We start from the raw sequence: 15,341 nt of genomic DNA, 5'->3' as shown, positions 1-15,341 counted from the left end.
TTGTCGCGAGAGCATGTGTTGCCGGCGTCAGTAGACTACCGACTAGGAGGTCGGCTATGCGACGGCGCTTGTCGGCGGTTTTGAGCTTGGTGTTGATTGGATGTTGGTCAGACTGCTGGGCCGCGGAGTCTTCAGTTCAGCTTCCCGCGGAGGCGGATTTTGTCGAAGCGGTCAAGCATGACCAAACAACCAGAGTCGACTATTGCTTGGCATTGCCCGCGGACTATCCACCACCCACGGCGCGGAGCAAGCTCCGCAAATTCGGCTGGTACGCGGACTATGTCAAGGACGCGGCGCGCGGACCGGATGGCGTCAAGCAGCTCATGGAGCTCGACACGCTGGCGGCAGTCGGCCTCCTGCAGAAGGAAGAGGTTTCCATAGCTGCTGCAGGCTCGTTGCCGCAACCTGCGTGGCGCTATCGACTTACCGCCAAAGGCTGGTCACAACTGGACGATCGCCGCAATTGCTTCGTGTATGGAAAAGCTTCATATCTGGGGTTCGTTGGCGGAGAGGATTCTCTCGACGGTGAGAGTTCCTTCCGAAGGTCGGTTCGTGTCGGTCTTTCAGGGCCGGACGCCTTGCCAAGCTGGGCACGAGATCCAGGCGTTCAGCAAGCCTTTCCTCAAATTGCGCGACAACTCGAGGGCCAACGCGTCGTCATGAGACTTGAAAGGCGCGACGGTCGATGGAAAAGTGAGGATGAGGGCGAACTGCCGGGCTTGCGCTTCGATTCACTGACTCCGGAAGCAAGGCGCAAATCTCAGACTTACGCAGATCTGCCGGACCCAACGAGATCTGAACTGGAGGGCAAGCTGTCCTTGAGTCCGGAACGGATTTGCCTGGTACTGCCGGGTAAAGGAAGGCTGCCCGTTGACAAGGTATTTCCCGGCGATCGCTATCGCTTTGGCATCTATCTGAATAAACCACAGCGATCGAGTTCCGACGCCGTAGTTGCCAAGACGTTGCCAACGGTCGAGCGTCTTGTAGCGGCGCGTGGACTGGTTCGGCTGCCAGACGAGCAGGTGGTCGATGACGCTGCTGACAAAGGGAAGTCCTTCACTACCGCGGTCTACGCTCTTGCGCCGCAGTTGCAGGCCTTGCTGCAGGACAACTGCATCAGCCTCGGGCCTATCACGCACCAATTCGTCGACATTCAATACAAGAAATTTGACCTCGATCGGCGACGCGTCCCGTCGTTCACGTTCAAAAAAATCCTGCGGCTAAACAGTCCGCCGTCGGTGCTGGCCGAGGCCGCTCTGCAAGCCGCTTGGCCTGACCTCCGCGGTGCCTTGCAACTTGGTTTGGCCTGCATGGGCGAATACGATTTCAAGAAAGACACCCGAGAAACCGGCAGCGGTGCGGCAAGCTGCTGGTACATGTTTGACGGCGACGAAGATCCTGGTTATCGCTGGTAGCCCTATGGCGCCATACCGACGTTTTTGTCCAGGGCAATTTGACTTGGCACTGCGGCCGCCTACGACGCATGCGTATGAGTCAGCGAAGTTGCGATCCAGCTTGCGTATTCGCTCGAAGCGCCTGCTATGGGCACGGCGAAGACTGCAGGCACTTGGTAGGGATGCAATTCCAGAAGCAGCGCCTCGAGCGCCGAATACAGGACTCGTTTCGTCTTGAACATCAGCGCACCTCGGCCTCGCACTCGATGGCGCCCTGCCAGCGATAGGTGCTGCGGATGGCTTCGGTCTGTACGCAGGCGGCGAGGTGCCGTTCAACGGCGGCGCGAGCGAGGGCATCGGCCTGCTCTTGGCTGGCGACGGTGGTGAAGACGGCCACCAGGTCGGTGTCCCCGGTGTCCATCACCAGACCTTCCACCAGGGCTTGTGAGCCGGCGACGCGACGGTTGACGCGCCGCCATCTGCGAGAAACCCCTCGTGCAGGGTCTCCAGGCTTTGCGGGTTGACGCTCCAGGCACCGGCCACCTCCATCACGTCTTCTTCATGGGCGTAGCGCAGGTCGTTGCGCTCCCAGTAGCTGTCATTGCCAGCCTCGGGGGCGTCAGGGTTGAAGAAGCGATGCCCGAGAGCCGTCTCCTCTGGCGTTTGGCCGCCCAAGTCGATCTGGACCTCGCCGTTACAGCCGTTGTAGGTGTAGGCGCGGTTCAGCTCACCATGCGCCGCACGCGCCCACGCATGAGCCTCCACGACCCGGTGACTGGCGAAGAACTGCACCTCGGCGCCCAGTTCGACCGACAACTGGGGCAGCTTGCTGGCGAAGACCGGTGGGTTGCCATCCGCCAGATCGAGGAAGCCGCTGCTCATGGCCAGCGTCCAGCCGTTGATGGGGGGCGTGATGAACACTTTGCTGTCCTCGTCGTAGCCGGCCGCGATGCCGGCCTCGGCGGGCGCGGGTCTCAGGTGCGTGAGCCCCAGTGCGCGAGCCACCGTTTCCGTGTCCGGGGTGCGGATGGCGAACCACGCCGTCTTGTAGCCAAAGCTCATCGTCGGTCGTCAACCCAGTGTCGAGGGCTGCGACGTTAGCGTCACTTCTTGGCCGCCGGCCTGTGGATCATCGTCCTCTGGAACCAGGCCTCGTTCATGCGCGACAGGAAGTCGGGCGTGATCAGGAAACCGCAGCCATCCCCGATCACGGCCTCGCTGCCACAGTGCGGGCACATGGCGGTCTGCTCGTCGATGGCCTTGGGGTCGTCCATGTTCTGCACCGTCAGTCCCGTCCAGCCGACGATGGCATCGGGCTTGAAGATCTGTACGCAATTGCAGCAGCCGCAGCGCTTGCTCTTCTCGATCTGGGCGTAGTTGTTGGTCGTGTAGCGGTAGGCGGCGAGCAGTTCGTTCATGGTGACAACGGTAAGGGGCGCGGATAGCTGGAGTGTGGGGCCGCGGCTGGGGGAGCGCCATCGCGCTTCTATGGATCCACCCCTGCAGGTCGGGGGCCGGAATGGGCGGGTGCGGCGCCCCGAAGCGCGCTGCTGGCGCCGTCACGGTTTGCAGGGCACCGCGAAGTCGACGTGGTAGTGCTCGTCATGCCTCACCCAGGGCTTGCCCTTCATGAAAGTGACGTGCCATTCCAGCCAGGCGCCGCGGGGTGTCGCGAACAGGCGGGGCAGATAGGGTCGGTCGAAGATGACCTGGCTGATGCCCAGGCCGCGGGCCGCGGCGGCGCGATGCAGTTGGTAGAGGTGTTCGGCGAGGGCGTTGAAGTCGATGCGATAGTCGTGCCAGCGGGCCTGGCCGTCGAATTCGATGTCATAGCCGAACTTGTCGCTGACCGCGGTCGGCAAGGGCACCGACTGGCCTTGGGCGTCGCGCACCGGGACGAAGAAGTCCACCGACAAGCCGTTCTGATGGGAGCGATGCGGCCTGAAGCGGCCACCCGACGGCCAGCCCGTCTCGCCGTAGACGTAGTGAACCTCGGGCGTCTGCTTCGCGAGTTCGGCATAGGCCTCGGCCACCATCTCGGCGACCTTGGCGTGCACATGGGTGCGCCCGAGAGAAACGCCGACCTGGCTGTAGGGCGAGAAATTGGGGCCGCTGCGGGGCAGGGCGACGCCAGCTTCCAGGCGGCCCTGGCTGACGCTGCCGTAGCACTGGCTGGCGGCAGCCGGCGATGGCGCCTGCAACAAGGCAAATGCCGCGGCAAGTACCCATGGGGGCTTCATCGATGCGAGAGGCGTTGCCTCACGAGACGCGGCCGCGTTTCTTCATGGCGCGCCGGCCAGCCATGATGGCAAGCGCGGCAAAGGCGAAGGCGTAGCCGGCCACTTCGAGCTTGGCGAACTGCCTCGTGGCCAACAACGTGCTGGCGATGAAAACAGCGCAGGTGAAGAACAGGGCCGCGATGGCGAACCACAACGCCGGCGTCAGCAGCGAACCGTGTCGATTGGGCCGGTTGAACGTCATCCGCCCGCCCGCCGACACAAGGAAAGCGGCCAGGAGCCCGATGACCGCGCCAACGATCAGCACTGGCGCTTGCATCGTGGCACCGCGGGCCACCAGCTTGAATGCTCCGGCGGCAAAAACCGCCCCGAGCATGATGCCCAGGAGCAGGGTCATCGCCCCTATGGCACGCTGAATCCAGAGGCCACCAGGTTGATCGGCAAGCGGGGTTTGGGGGTCGTGGGATACGTGCATTCAATGCCTGTTGTGGCGAGGACTGGACCTCATGCTGGGCGCCCGGGACGGCTTTCCCTTCGCTTCACTCTGGCAGGCCGTCCCGGCGGCGCAAACGACATGAGTGTCTGTCTCGCCGATCGCGCAATGAGCAGGGCGGGCCACAAAAGGGCGTTCGGAAGCCACTGGTCCCAAAAGAGCGCGCTTGCAAACCCGAGACCCAAGAGCACGCCGACGAAGACCAACGCACTCACGCACTGAACCACCTCAGTGCCTACGCGAATCAACGCCAGGCCGGCGCCGAGGACGACGAGCAGTGACCAACCGGCAAAGGGGTCGTTCGCCAGCCGCCACGGCGTGGTCTTCGGCTTCCAGTCTCCGTTGATGCCCAGAGCTGACAAGATGAGCAGTGCTGCCAACAGCAGGGTCAAGACAAGCAATAGGGCCGACCCTCGATGGTTCAAGTGCTTCATGACGCCGACGTTCGCGGTTGCGCTGGAAGGACTATGCCAACAAAGCCAGCGCTGATTGCTGGCCGTCGAGGTGAAAACTCGCCTTGTCGGTGTGCGCCCGGGCCGTGCTGTCCGTCACCGGCTCAGACCCGCCAGCCACGCCGACGCCACCCGCTGCTGCTCGACATCGAACCGGTGCCCGCCCGCCGTCACTCGCGCCTGCAGGCCTTCGGCGCGCCCTCGCGCCGCGGCCAGACGCCCCCAGGCCTGCTGCACCGCATCCCACGGAAACAGCTTGTCCTCCGGCGACCCGAACAACATCAACGGTCGCGGAGCAATCAGCGCCGCCACGTCCGGATGATCCAGTTCCGCCGCCAGCCCCGGATGCGCCATGCTGAAGGCCGATTGCCCCACCAGCGTGTGCTCGCCCGGCCGCAGCAGGCCCTCGCGTGTGCACATCCAATGCGCGGCGACACAGGCCGACACTTCATCGCAGACGGCCGCGAGCTGCCAAGCGCGGAAGGCGCCCATCGAGAAACCCAGCACCGCGACACGCTTCGCATCGACCTCGGGCCTCTCGCGCAGCCAGCGGTGCGACCTGAGGTCATCGCTGGCGATGACGCCCGCCCAGCTGTGGCCGAGCTGCAGCAGGTGGTTGGCCAGGGCCTGCTGGTCGTCGCGGGCGAAGCCGGGGCGGCTGCGATCGCCCCAGCCCAGGGCGTCGATGGCCAGCACCGCGAAGCCGGCGTCCACCAGCGTGTCGCCAACAAACTGGCCGCCGTAGTAGCGCTGTACCCAGGCCTCGGCCGACGGGCTGGGATGCAGAGGCCGGATCAGCTTTTCCTTGCCGATGTCAAAGCGCGCGCCGTGGTCGTGCATCACGAGCACGGCGGGGTGCGGGCCGCGGCCGTGCGGGCGCAGGAAGAGGGCGGGCAGGCGTTCGCCAAGGGCGCCGCGCAGGGTCAGCGCCTGGGCGACGTGGCCGCCGCGGTCCTGCTCGGCCAGCACCTCGGTCGCAAAGCCGCCGCCGTCGTCGCCGGGCAGCAGCATGAGGCGGCGCGCCGTGGCCAGGGCCTCGCGGTGCCAGCCGGGGTCGGGCCGCCAGGCCAGGCGCGGCTGCCAGCGCTGTCGCAGGCGGTCCATGGTCGCGTCCAGGCCATCGGCTCGCGCGATCAGCGGGGTCGGTGCGAGGGCGGCGAGGAGTTGGCGGCGGTTAACGCTCATGGTCACAGGGGATGCGGGCGCGCGGCGGCTGTGCCAGAGTCGACGCACGGTATTCGTCCAGAACGACAACAAGATGCGCCTGAGCCGCCGTGATGCCCTGATTCTGCTGCCATCGGCCGGCGGCCTGGCTTCGGCTTGGGCAGCAGCGCCGCTGCGCATCGGCTGGGGTGACTATCCACCTTTCCAGCGTGTCGGTCCCACCGGCCCCGTGGGGCTGGATGTGGAGCTGCTGACATTGATGGCGCGCCTGTGCGGCGAGCGTCTCGACTGGCTGCGCATGCCCTGGGCGCGCCAGCTGGCCGACCTGGCCTTGGGAGAGTTGGACCTGATGACTTCGGCCACCTACACGTCGGACCGATTGAGCTTTGCCGAGTACACGCACCCCTACCGCCAGGAACGCGTGGCGCTGATGGCCCTGGCCGGCGCGGCGCCGGCACCGGCGCGGCTGGCGGAGCTCAAGGGCCGGGGCGTGCGCATCGGCACCATCCGCGGCGTTGTCTTCCCGGCGGCAGTGCAGCGCGAGCTGGACGACCCCGAGCTGCAGCGCCTGCTCGTGCCCCTGCATGCCAACGACCTGTCGCTGTCGGCGCTGCGCGGGCGGCGGGTTGACTACGTCATTGACGACCCGGTCACCGTGCTCTACCGCGCGGCCAACGCGCCGGGCGAGGACATCGTTATCGCGCTGGAGCTGGTGGTCAGCCCCGTGCATCTGTTGGTGTCGCGGCGCACACTGGAGCAAAGGCCGGAGGTGATGCAGCATCTCAACCTGGGCCTGCAGCGCGCGCGCCAGTCTGCGGAACGGGCGCAGATCATGAGCCGCTATCCCGGGCTTTAGCCGCTTCAGCCGCCCACCCATTTCGGCAACCCCATCGACAGGAGCGGGATGTAGGTCGCCGCCAGCAGCGTGACCAGCAGCGCGCCGTAGAAGGGCGCGATGGAGCGCATGACCTGGCCGACGCTGACGCCGCCGATCGCGCAGCCGACGAACTGCACGCTGCCCACCGGCGGCGTGTTCAGGCCGAGTGCGCAGTTCAGCAGCATGACGACGCCGAACTGCGTCGGGTCCATGCCGGCCTTCATGCAGATGGGCAGGAAGATGGGCGTGCAGATCAGGATGGTGGCCGCCATGTCCAGGAAGGTGCCGAGCACGAACAGCAGCACGTTCACCCACAGGAAGATCAGCCAGGCGTTGTTGCCGCTCATCTGCTCCAGCCATTCGCCAGTCTTCTGCGGCACCTCGTACAAAGCCATGAAGTAGCCGAAGGCGGACGAGATGCCGATCAGCAGCAGCACGACGCCGGTCGTCTTGCAGGCCTTGGCGCAGGCGGCCAGGAAGCCCTTCCAGCTCAGGGACCGGTAGACGACACCGGTGACCAGCAGCGCCCAGCAGACGGCCGTGGCCGCCGACTCGGTGGCCGTGAATACGCCGCTGAGGATGCCGCCCAGGATGATGACGATGACCAGCAGCCCGGGCAGCGCCGCCATGAAGGCGGAGAACACCGCCGCCCAGCCCGGGAAGGCGCCATGCGTCGGGTAGCCGCGCTTGCGGGCGACGGCGTAGGCGGCGACGAGGTTGGACAGCGTCAGCAGCAGCGCCGGGATCAGGCAGGCGAGGATGAGGTTGAAGACGCTGACCGCCGCGATGCCGGCCGTGGCCAGCACATAGATGATGAGGTTGTGCGAGGTCGGCATCAGCGCACCCACCAGCGCCGCATGGGTGGTGACGTTGACCGCGTAGTCGGCGTCATAGCCCTCGCGCTTCATCAGCGGGATCATCACGGAGCCCATCGCCGACACATCGGCCAGCGGCGAGCCGGCCACGCCGCCGAACAGCGTACAGCCCAGCACATTGCTCATGCCCAAGCCGCCGCGCACATGGCCCACCAGCCGGTTGGCGAAGTTGACGATGCGCTCGGCGATGCCGCCGTGCAGCATCAGCTCGCCGGCAAAGATGAAGAAGGGGATCGCCAGGAAGGAGAAGATCTGCATGCCGCCCACCATCTTCTGGAAGACGATGGCCATCGGCAGATCGGCCGCAAACGCCGTGGCGATGGACGACAGCCCGATGGCAAAGGCCACCGGCACGCCCAGCAGAAGCAGCAGAACAAAGCTGCCGCACATGACCCAAAGTTCGTAACCCTCCACGTCAGACCCCAGCTTCTTCGACGGCATGGCCGCGCCACAGCGCGATCAGGTGCTCGATGCAGAACAACACGATGAGCACGCCGGAGATGACCAGCGGCAGATAGTCCAGCCCTTCGGACACGCCCAGCATGGGCTTGGGTTCGGCCCATTTCAGCGTCAGCCACTCCCAACCGGCCACGGCCATCAGGATGGCGAAGGCGAGCACGCAGACATGGATGAGCCCCTCGGCGACGCGCTGCGCGGCCTTGGGCAGCAGCACGACGATGGACTCCATGCCGAGGTGGCCCGCGTCGCGCACGCCCACCGCCACGGCCAGCGCCGTGATGTAGAGCACCAGCATGAGCGCGAAGGGCTCCGTCCACGTCGGCGAGTCGTTGAGCAGGTAGCGGCCGATCACCTGCCATTGYACGCAGACGATGAGCACGACGAGGCCCAGCACGGCCAGGCGCAGCGACCAGCGCGACAGCGCCGCGCAAAGCTTGGTGTACGCCGTCATTTGATGTCTTGAACAGCCTTGACCAGCTTTTGCAGATCCGGCGTGTTGACGAACTTGGCGAGCACCGGCTGCATGGCCTGGCGGAAGGGTTCGCGGTCGACGGTGACGATCTCGGTGCCGGCGGCCTTGACGGCGGCCAGCGCCTTGGCCTCCTGTGCATCCCACAGTTGGCGCTGCACGGCGACCGACGCCTTGGCGGCGTCGCGCAACTGGGTCTGCTGCTCGGGCTTGAGCTTGTCCCAGACCTTCTTGCTGATGAAGAGGGCGTCGGGCGTCATCGCGTGCTCGGTGCGGCTGTAGAACTTGGCCGCCTCGAAGTGGCGGAAGCCTTCGTAGCTGGGGATGTTGTTCTCGGCCGCGTCGATGAGGCCGGTCTTCAGGCCGGTATAGACCTCGCCCGGCGGCATGGGCGACGGGTTGGCGCCCAGGGCCGTCATCGCGGCAACGGACAGGTCGCTCTGCTGCACGCGGATCTTCAGGCCCTTGGTGTCTGCCAGCGTCCTGACGGGCTTGCGCGCGTAGATGGAGCGCGAGCCGGAGTCGTACAGCGCCAGGCCCACCATGCCCTGGTGCTCGCAGGCCTTGAGGATCTCCTCGCCGGGCGCGCCGTCGTAGGCCTTGCGCATATGGGCCGTGTCGCGGAACAGGAAGGGCAGGGACGGCACCAGCGTCTTGGGGCACATGGCAGCCAGCGGCGCGAGGTTGACGCGCGTCATCGCCAGTGCGCCGAGCTTGACCTGGTCGATGGTCTCCTTCTCGCTGCCCAGGGCGCCCTTGTTGAAGACCTTGACCGTCAGCGTGCCGCCGCTGCTCTTGGCCAGCAACTGGCCGAGGTGCTTGACGGCGGCAACGGTGGGGTAGTCGTCGCTGTTGTGCACGTCGGCGGACTTGAGCTCCAGGGCCTGCGCGGCAGGCATGGCGAGCAGGGCCGCGATGAGGGGGAGGAACTTCATGTCTTGTCTCCTAGTCGAGGGCGCGATAGCGCAGGTTCGAGAAGCGGGCTTCGCCGCTGCCGGCCGCGTAGATCGCTGGCCGCAGGCTGGCGAAGCCGCCCGCGGTGTTGTGGTGGTAGCCGGTCACGTCCATCTGCACCGGGAACTTGGTCCAGGGCTGGGTCGCGTCGGCGCGGCTGAACAGCGTCAGCACATGGCGCACGCAGCGCAGCTTGAGCTGCATCCTGCGCGCAATGCCTACGGGCTTCGGGACGGCGCGGATGTCCTGGCCGTAGCGGTGCAGCTGAAAGCTCTTGGCGTTGGCGCCCATGCCGGCGTACAGGCGCGGGCTGTAGAACATGACGAGGCCGGCCTGCACGCCTTCGTCGAAATCGAGATCGAATTCGACTTCGAAGGCCGGGTCGCCCTGGATGAAGCCGAGCGGCGCGCTGTCGCCCGGGCCCTTGCCCGGCGTGGCGCGCAGGTGCAGCCTGCCGTCGGCCACGCGGGCGCGTGCCGCCTGGCCGCTGCCGCTGAGGAACTGCCAGTGGGGCTTCAGCGAGTTGCCGGCAAAGTCATCTGACAGCGGCAGGCCATGCGGCACGGCGCTGCCGCCCTTGGGCTTGGCCAGCGGCAGGCCATCGTCGGCGTCGACATGGAACCAGCCATCGGCGCTGAAGCGCGCCGGCGCCAGCAGCATCTGCCGGCCCAGGGTATGGAAGCCGTTCTCGTAGCCGTGATACAGCATCCACCAGTCGCCTGCGGGCCCCTGCACCAGGCTGCCGTGGCCGCGCGACCACCAGCGCTCGCGGGTGGAGCGGGTGCGCATCAGCGGGTTGTGCGGCGCCTGTTCCCAGGGGCCGGCGAGCGTGCGGCTGCGCGCGGCGATGACCATGTGGCCGGTGGGTGGCCCGGCCGTGCCGCCGACGGCCAGCAACATATGCCACCAGCCGCCGTGGCGCAGCATCTTGGGCCCTTCGGGCGAAAAGCTCTCCACGTCCCAGTCGTCCGGATAGCGCCAGGGGTCGTAGACATGCTCGATGAGGCCGGCCAGCTTCAGGCCGTCATCGCTGAGGCGCACGCGGTCGCCGCCGGACAGGAACAGCCAGCGCTGCCCCTTCTCGTCGGCAACATGGGTGGGATCGATGTGCTTGCTCAGCCCCAGCGGCACCGGCTTGGACCATGGCCCCTCGATGCGATCGGCCCAGCTGACGAGGATGTCGTTCGGCGCCGCCTTGACCGGCAGATAGAGGTAATAGCGATCGCCGTGCTTGCACAGGTCCGGCGCCCAGACGCTGCCCACCGCCTCATGCAGGGCGTTGGCCACCGGCTGCCAGTTGACCAGGTCGCGCGAATGCCAGATCAGCAGGCCGGGCACGGCCTCGAAGCTGGAATGGGTCAGGTAGTAGTCATCGCCGTCCTTCAGTACCGAGGGATCGGGCCGGTCGCCGGCGAGCACGGGGTTCAGGAAGCGGTTGTCACCCAGGTCGGCCCTGCGCTGGCCTTCCACGCCCCTGGGCCAGGGCGTGCATGGCGGCAGATAGGGCTGGCCGGGCGCGTCGGCGCAGTCGGCGGCGAATGCGGGTGGCGCCGCAAGCAGTGCAAGCAGCTCGCGGCGTAGCAGGGTCATCGGGCACCCTTCGCGCTGCGCGCTGTCCCGCCGAGCGGGAGCTGAGCTCCTTCGGGCGGCCGTGCGGAGCTCACTTCGAGACCTGTGTGAACAGCGCTTGCCAGCCGGCCTTCGGCGCCATGTCGGCGAGATTCCAGTCGGCCTCGACGAAGGCGCGCTGCGTGGGCTTGCGCTTGGGCAGGCCGTCGGGGTTGTTCTGGGTCTCGTCGTCGATGAGCTGGCCGCGGTCTTCGGCGACGTCGGAGAGCTGCTTGAAGTCCAGCGGGTCGCGCGCCCAGGGGCGCGAGCCGACGTACAGCGGCAGCAGCTTCTCCAGCTCGCGTGGCGGCACCCAGCTCAGGCCGGCGGGCAGATAGGGCTGGCGCACCGGCACGATCTCGGCGCTGGTCGTGTAGCGGCCCGTCAGCGGCAGCGGCTGGCCCTGGCGGTCGACGGCGATGTTGTCCTGTTCGTAGAGCTGCACATCGCCCACGCCGCCGAGCGTGAACAAGGGAAGGTTGCGCTCGGTGCCCGGGCCGGCGCGGTAGACGTTGCCGGCCAGCGTGATCTTGCCGACCTGGTAGGGGCGGCCCACCCATTCGTGCGCGATGAGGTTGTAGTGGACGGCGCGCCAGCCGGGGTTGTAGATCAGGTTGTTGACCATGGCGCCCCAGACGCCGCCCTTGAACAGCGCATTGCGCTCGCGGTTGGAGGCGTAGACATTGCCCAGCAGCAGGATCTGCGTCGCGTTGTCGTGGATCAGCGAACCCTTGCTGTGCTCGCCCTTGATGTGCACGGCTTCGTTCAGGCCCTCGTAGATGAGGTTGTGGCTGTAGGTGATGGCATGCGAGGTGTGGGCGCGCCAATCGTCGGGCGTGGCGCCCTCGAAGCGGCGGCCGCCGACGGAGAGGTTCTCGTCGGTCGCCCAGGAGAAGCTGCAGTGGTCGACGATGACGCGCTCGGCGCCGTCGCCGGTGGAGAAGCCGTCATGGTCGTTGCCGCTGCGCTTGCCACGGCCGAAGGCGCCGGGGCGGATGCTGATGTGCTGCAGGATGACGTCCTTGGCGAACACCTCAAGCTCGCCCTTGACGAGGGTGATGCCCGGATCGGGTGCGGTCTGGCCGGCGATGGTGATCTTGCCCTCGCGCAGCTTCCAGCTCTTGCCGCCCAGGTCGATGACGCCGCCGACCTCGAAGACGACGATGCGCGGGCCGGGCGTGTCCAGCGCCGCTTTCAGGCTGCCCGGGCCTTCGCCGGCCAGCGTCGTCACGCGGATGATCTTGCCGCCCTGGCCGCCGGTGGTCTGCGCCCAGCCGGCGTGCACATAGGTGGCGGGGTGCAGGGGAGGCGTGGCGGTCTGCGCGTGGCAGAGGCCCGGGAGCATGGCCAAGGGCAGGGCCAGGGTCAGGAGGAGTCGCATCAGCTTCCGATCAGGTCTTGCATGGCTTCACGCGGGATCAGGGCGCCAGGGTGTTGGATGACGCGGGCCGCGAGCCGGTTGCCGAAGGCCGCGCCTTCCACCGGCGTGGCGCCGCGCAGGCGCTGGCTCAGATAGCCGGCCGCGAAGGAGTCGCCGGCAGCCGTCGTGTCGACGACGCGTGGCACGGCCTCGGTGGCCACGTCCTGCCAGACCTGGTTGAGGCCGACGCGCGTCGACAGCGCACCCCGCTTGATCGCGATCTCGGCCACCGGCAGCGCCTGGGCTGCGGTCACCGCGGCGTCGAGGTCGCCCAGTCCATGCAGGGCCTGGTGATCGTCGGCGGTGATGAGGGCCACGCTCGCGGCCGCGAAGGCGCGCTGGTACCAGTAGCGCGCATCGGCGACCGAGTCCCACAGCCGCGGCCGGAAGTTGTTGTCGAAGGCCACCAGCGCGCCGCGCGCGCGCATACGGGCCATCAGCGCCAGCACGCGTTCACGGCCGGCCTGCGGCAGGATGGCCAGACTGATGCCCGACAGGTAGAGAGCATCCAGTCCATCGGCCTGCTCCTCCAGCGCCGTGGTCGCCGCGTCGAAATAGGCGCGTGCCGCCGCCTGGCCGCGCCAGTAGTGGAAGCGCCGTTCGCCGCCCTCGTCCAGCTCGATCAGGTAGAGGCCCGGCACGCGACCCGGCAGCCGCTGCACGAGGCCGGTCAGCACGCCTTCCGCGGCCCAGCGCTCCAGCAGGCCGCTGCTCAAGGAGTCGTCGCCGAGGGCCGTCGCATAGTGAACGCGCAGGTTGTCGCCGCCGCAACGGGCCAGGTAGACGGCGGTGTTCAGCGTGTCGCCACCGAAGCTCTGGCGCAGTTGGCCGAAGGCCTGGCCCTGCAGTTCCAGCATGCATTCGCCCAGCGCGGCGATGGACACCGGCCGGGCGGCGACCGAGGGAAATGTGTTCACGGATGAAAAATGAAACAGCGGTTCAATAAAGATAGCTTACCCGGTTCATTTCGGGCCACATGGTTTACCCCGGCTGGCGCTGCGGTCGCCCCGACCTCGCCCGGCCTGCCTTAGAGTGCGCGCCGCGCGCTGAAAGGCGTGCGAGATCGAGAAGCCAGGGAGAGCAGATGAAGATGAACCGAGTGCGCGCTGCATGGGCGCTGCTGGCTGCGGCCTTGACCGCCGCGCCGGCTTGGGGTGATTGCAAGCTCAGCAAGCTGGAGATCCCGGTCCGCATCGTCAACCATCGCCCGATCGGCACGCTGAACCTGAACGGCACCGAAGTGCCCATGCTGATCGACAGTGGCGCCTTCTACAGCTTCCTGACGCCGTCGGTGGCGGCCCAGCTCAATCTGCGGCTGAGGAGCCTGCCCGCCGGCCTGCGCATCTGGGGCTATACCGGCGCCGTCGAAGCGCGGGCGACGCGCGTGGAGAAGGTGATTTTCCAGGGCACCACACTCAACAACGTCGAGTTCATCGTCGGCGGCAACGAGCTGGGTTCGGGCATCCAGGGCGTCCTGGGGCGCAATTTCCTGTCCATGGCCGACGCTGAATATGACCTGGCCCACGGCGTCGTGAGGCTGATGTTCCCCAAGGGCGATTGCGACAAGACCAACTTTGCCTATTGGGCCGGCGAGGCGCCCATCATCGTGCTGCCGCTGGAGGGGGGCGTGCGTGGCAATGACACAGCCATCCAGGTGACCGCCCGGGTCAACGACCGGGAGGTGAGGGCGCTGCTGGACACCGGCGCGCCGCGCACCTCGCTGAAGCTGCGCACGGCCAAGAATGCCGGCGTGAAGGAGTCCGACCTCACGGAAATCGGCCGAGTCGGCGGCGCCGGCTCGGGCAAGGCAAAGGCGTGGACCGGGCCGATCGAGACCTTCGAGTTCGGCGGCGAGAAGATCCACAACAGCCAGTTCGTCATCGATGAGGCCAGCGGGGCCGACCAGGACATGCTGCTGGGCCTGGACTATTTCCTGTCGCACCGCATCTATGTGTCGCGGCTGCAGCGCAAGCTCTACGCGACCTGGAACGGCGGCGCGGTGTTTGCACGCACCACGTCCGGCCAGTACGACGCGCGCTATGCGGCGCGGCCTGATGAGATCTCGGCCGACGACGCGGTCGCCCTTGCGCGGCGCGGCGAGGCCTCGGCGGCCCGCGGTGAGTACGAGCGCGCGCTGGAGGACCTGAACCGCGCCTGCGAACTCGAACCCCTTGTCGAGGCTCACTTCCTGGCGCGGGCGCGGGTGCATCTCTCGATGCGCCAGTTCGCCAAGGCCCAGGCCGACCTCGACGAAGCCCTGCGCCTGCACCCTGCGCTGGACGAGGCCCTGGCCCTGCGCGCATCGTTGCGGGCGTCCAAGGGCGAGCGCGACGGCGCGCTGGCCGACTTGAGGGCCCTGGACGCTGCGCTGCCACCGTCCTCGCATCTGCGTGCCGGCATGGGCGACGTCTACGCCAGCCTGGAGCTCGTGCCCGAAGCCCTGCGCCAGTGGGAGCTGTGGATGCCCAGCCATCGCTCGGACACCAGCATGGCCCGCGTGCTCAACAACCGCTGCTGGCTGCGCGTGCGCCTGGCCCTGGACCTGAAACTGGCCCTGGACGATTGCAAGGAGTCCGTGAGCCTGGACGGCGGCGCCGTCCAGGCGCGCGCCAGCCTGGGCTGGGCCTATCTGCGCCTGGACGACGCGTCGCGCGCTCTCAAGGCCTTCGATGCGGCCATCGAGATCAAGCCCCTGCCCATGGCCCTCTACGGCCGCGCCCTGGCGCAACGCCGGCTGGGCAACGAGGACGCCGCCCGGCGCGACCTGGAGGCCGCGCGCAAGCAAAGGCGCCGCATTGACGACGAGGTCCGCAAGCAGGGCCTGCCCGTGGCGGAAGACGCGCCGGCGGCGGCGGGCTCTTAGGAGCCTGTGCGGCAGGGGGCGTGGTCCGCGCCGGGGCGAGTTGCGGGGCCAGGCCAGGCGCCGGCTCGTTGTGGGT

Annotated in this window: 17 protein-coding genes; 3 read left to right on the top strand and 14 right to left on the bottom strand. The window is 67.4% G+C overall.

Going from position 1 to position 15,341, the window contains the following annotated elements; translation table 11 throughout:
- The first annotated feature begins 56 nt into the window (after positions 1-56).
- Positions 57-1,415: a hypothetical protein gene (locus AC1D2H_RS00085; RefSeq protein ID WP_478009435.1), complete on the top strand. Its 1,359-nt coding sequence runs from the start codon at positions 57-59 to the stop codon at positions 1,413-1,415.
- Between the two features lie 59 nt (positions 1,416-1,474).
- Here AC1D2H_RS00085 and cutA (AC1D2H_RS00080) read toward each other — a convergent pair whose 3' ends face one another.
- From cutA (AC1D2H_RS00080) to AC1D2H_RS00045, 8 genes are all read right to left on the bottom strand, one after another.
- Entirely contained in the window at positions 1,475-1,636 is a 162-nt protein-coding gene (gene cutA, locus AC1D2H_RS00080; protein WP_478009434.1) for a divalent cation tolerance protein CutA, read from the bottom strand.
- A complete protein-coding gene (gene cutA, locus AC1D2H_RS00075; RefSeq protein WP_478009433.1) occupies positions 1,636-1,815 on the bottom strand; it encodes a divalent cation tolerance protein CutA in 180 nt (59 codons plus the stop codon). The genes cutA (AC1D2H_RS00080) and cutA (AC1D2H_RS00075) overlap by 1 nt, the downstream gene beginning before the upstream one ends.
- The gene (locus AC1D2H_RS00070; RefSeq protein WP_478009432.1) at positions 1,815-2,456 is read right to left on the bottom strand and encodes a hypothetical protein; all 642 of its coding nucleotides are present in this window, start codon (positions 2,454-2,456) and stop codon (positions 1,815-1,817) included. Before AC1D2H_RS00070 ends, cutA (AC1D2H_RS00075) begins: the two co-directional genes overlap by 1 nt.
- Positions 2,457-2,497: 41 nt before the next feature.
- Positions 2,498-2,812 carry a hypothetical protein gene (locus AC1D2H_RS00065; protein WP_457326196.1) on the bottom strand — a complete coding sequence of 105 codons (315 nt, stop codon included), beginning with the start codon at positions 2,810-2,812 and terminating at the stop codon, positions 2,498-2,500.
- Positions 2,813-2,953: 141 nt separating this feature from the next.
- Positions 2,954-3,634, bottom strand: a complete 681-nt coding sequence (locus AC1D2H_RS00060) for a penicillin-insensitive murein endopeptidase (RefSeq protein WP_478009431.1) — start codon at positions 3,632-3,634, stop codon at positions 2,954-2,956.
- A gap of 19 nt (positions 3,635-3,653) precedes the next feature.
- On the bottom strand, positions 3,654-4,028 hold the full coding sequence (locus tag AC1D2H_RS00055; RefSeq protein ID WP_478009430.1) for a hypothetical protein: 375 nt from the start codon (positions 4,026-4,028) through the stop codon (positions 3,654-3,656).
- 107 nt (positions 4,029-4,135) lie between these two features.
- Positions 4,136-4,558: a hypothetical protein gene (locus AC1D2H_RS00050; RefSeq protein ID WP_478009429.1), complete on the bottom strand. Its 423-nt coding sequence runs from the start codon at positions 4,556-4,558 to the stop codon at positions 4,136-4,138.
- Between the two features lie 114 nt (positions 4,559-4,672).
- On the bottom strand, positions 4,673-5,761 hold the full coding sequence (locus AC1D2H_RS00045) for a dienelactone hydrolase family protein (protein WP_478009428.1): 1,089 nt from the start codon (positions 5,759-5,761) through the stop codon (positions 4,673-4,675).
- Between the two features lie 73 nt (positions 5,762-5,834).
- Between AC1D2H_RS00045 and AC1D2H_RS00040 the strand changes: the two genes are divergently transcribed.
- Positions 5,835-6,596 carry a substrate-binding periplasmic protein gene (locus AC1D2H_RS00040; RefSeq protein ID WP_477932780.1) on the top strand — a complete coding sequence of 254 codons (762 nt, stop codon included), beginning with the start codon at positions 5,835-5,837 and terminating at the stop codon, positions 6,594-6,596.
- 5 nt (positions 6,597-6,601) lie between these two features.
- On the opposite strand, the gene AC1D2H_RS00035 is transcribed toward AC1D2H_RS00040, so the two are convergent.
- From AC1D2H_RS00035 to AC1D2H_RS00010, 6 genes are all read right to left on the bottom strand, one after another.
- A complete protein-coding gene (locus tag AC1D2H_RS00035) occupies positions 6,602-7,933 on the bottom strand; it encodes a TRAP transporter large permease (RefSeq protein ID WP_478009427.1) in 1,332 nt (443 codons plus the stop codon).
- Positions 7,908-8,402, bottom strand: coding sequence for a TRAP transporter small permease (locus AC1D2H_RS00030; protein WP_477932776.1), 495 nt, complete (start codon positions 8,400-8,402; stop codon positions 7,908-7,910). Before AC1D2H_RS00030 ends, AC1D2H_RS00035 begins: the two co-directional genes overlap by 26 nt.
- Entirely contained in the window at positions 8,399-9,355 is a 957-nt protein-coding gene (locus AC1D2H_RS00025) for a TRAP transporter substrate-binding protein (protein ID WP_478009426.1), read from the bottom strand. Before AC1D2H_RS00025 ends, AC1D2H_RS00030 begins: the two co-directional genes overlap by 4 nt.
- A 10-nt stretch (positions 9,356-9,365) precedes the next feature.
- Positions 9,366-10,964: a family 43 glycosylhydrolase gene (locus tag AC1D2H_RS00020; protein WP_478009425.1), complete on the bottom strand. Its 1,599-nt coding sequence runs from the start codon at positions 10,962-10,964 to the stop codon at positions 9,366-9,368.
- Positions 10,965-11,034: 70 nt separating this feature from the next.
- Positions 11,035-12,363 (bottom strand): pectate lyase family protein, encoded by a 1,329-nt coding sequence (locus AC1D2H_RS00015; protein WP_478009424.1) that lies wholly within the window; start codon positions 12,361-12,363, stop codon positions 11,035-11,037.
- Positions 12,363-13,319 (bottom strand): sugar kinase, encoded by a 957-nt coding sequence (locus AC1D2H_RS00010; protein WP_478009423.1) that lies wholly within the window; start codon positions 13,317-13,319, stop codon positions 12,363-12,365. Before AC1D2H_RS00010 ends, AC1D2H_RS00015 begins: the two co-directional genes overlap by 1 nt.
- 167 nt (positions 13,320-13,486) lie before the next feature.
- On the opposite strand from AC1D2H_RS00010, the gene AC1D2H_RS00005 reads away from it, so the two are divergent.
- Positions 13,487-15,265 (top strand): aspartyl protease family protein, encoded by a 1,779-nt coding sequence (locus tag AC1D2H_RS00005; protein WP_478009422.1) that lies wholly within the window; start codon positions 13,487-13,489, stop codon positions 15,263-15,265.
- The last annotated feature ends 76 nt before the right edge of the window (positions 15,266-15,341 follow it).

Source organism: Roseateles sp. P1_C1_2 (assembly GCF_056406535.1).
This window is presented reverse-complemented; position numbering and strand designations above follow the sequence as displayed.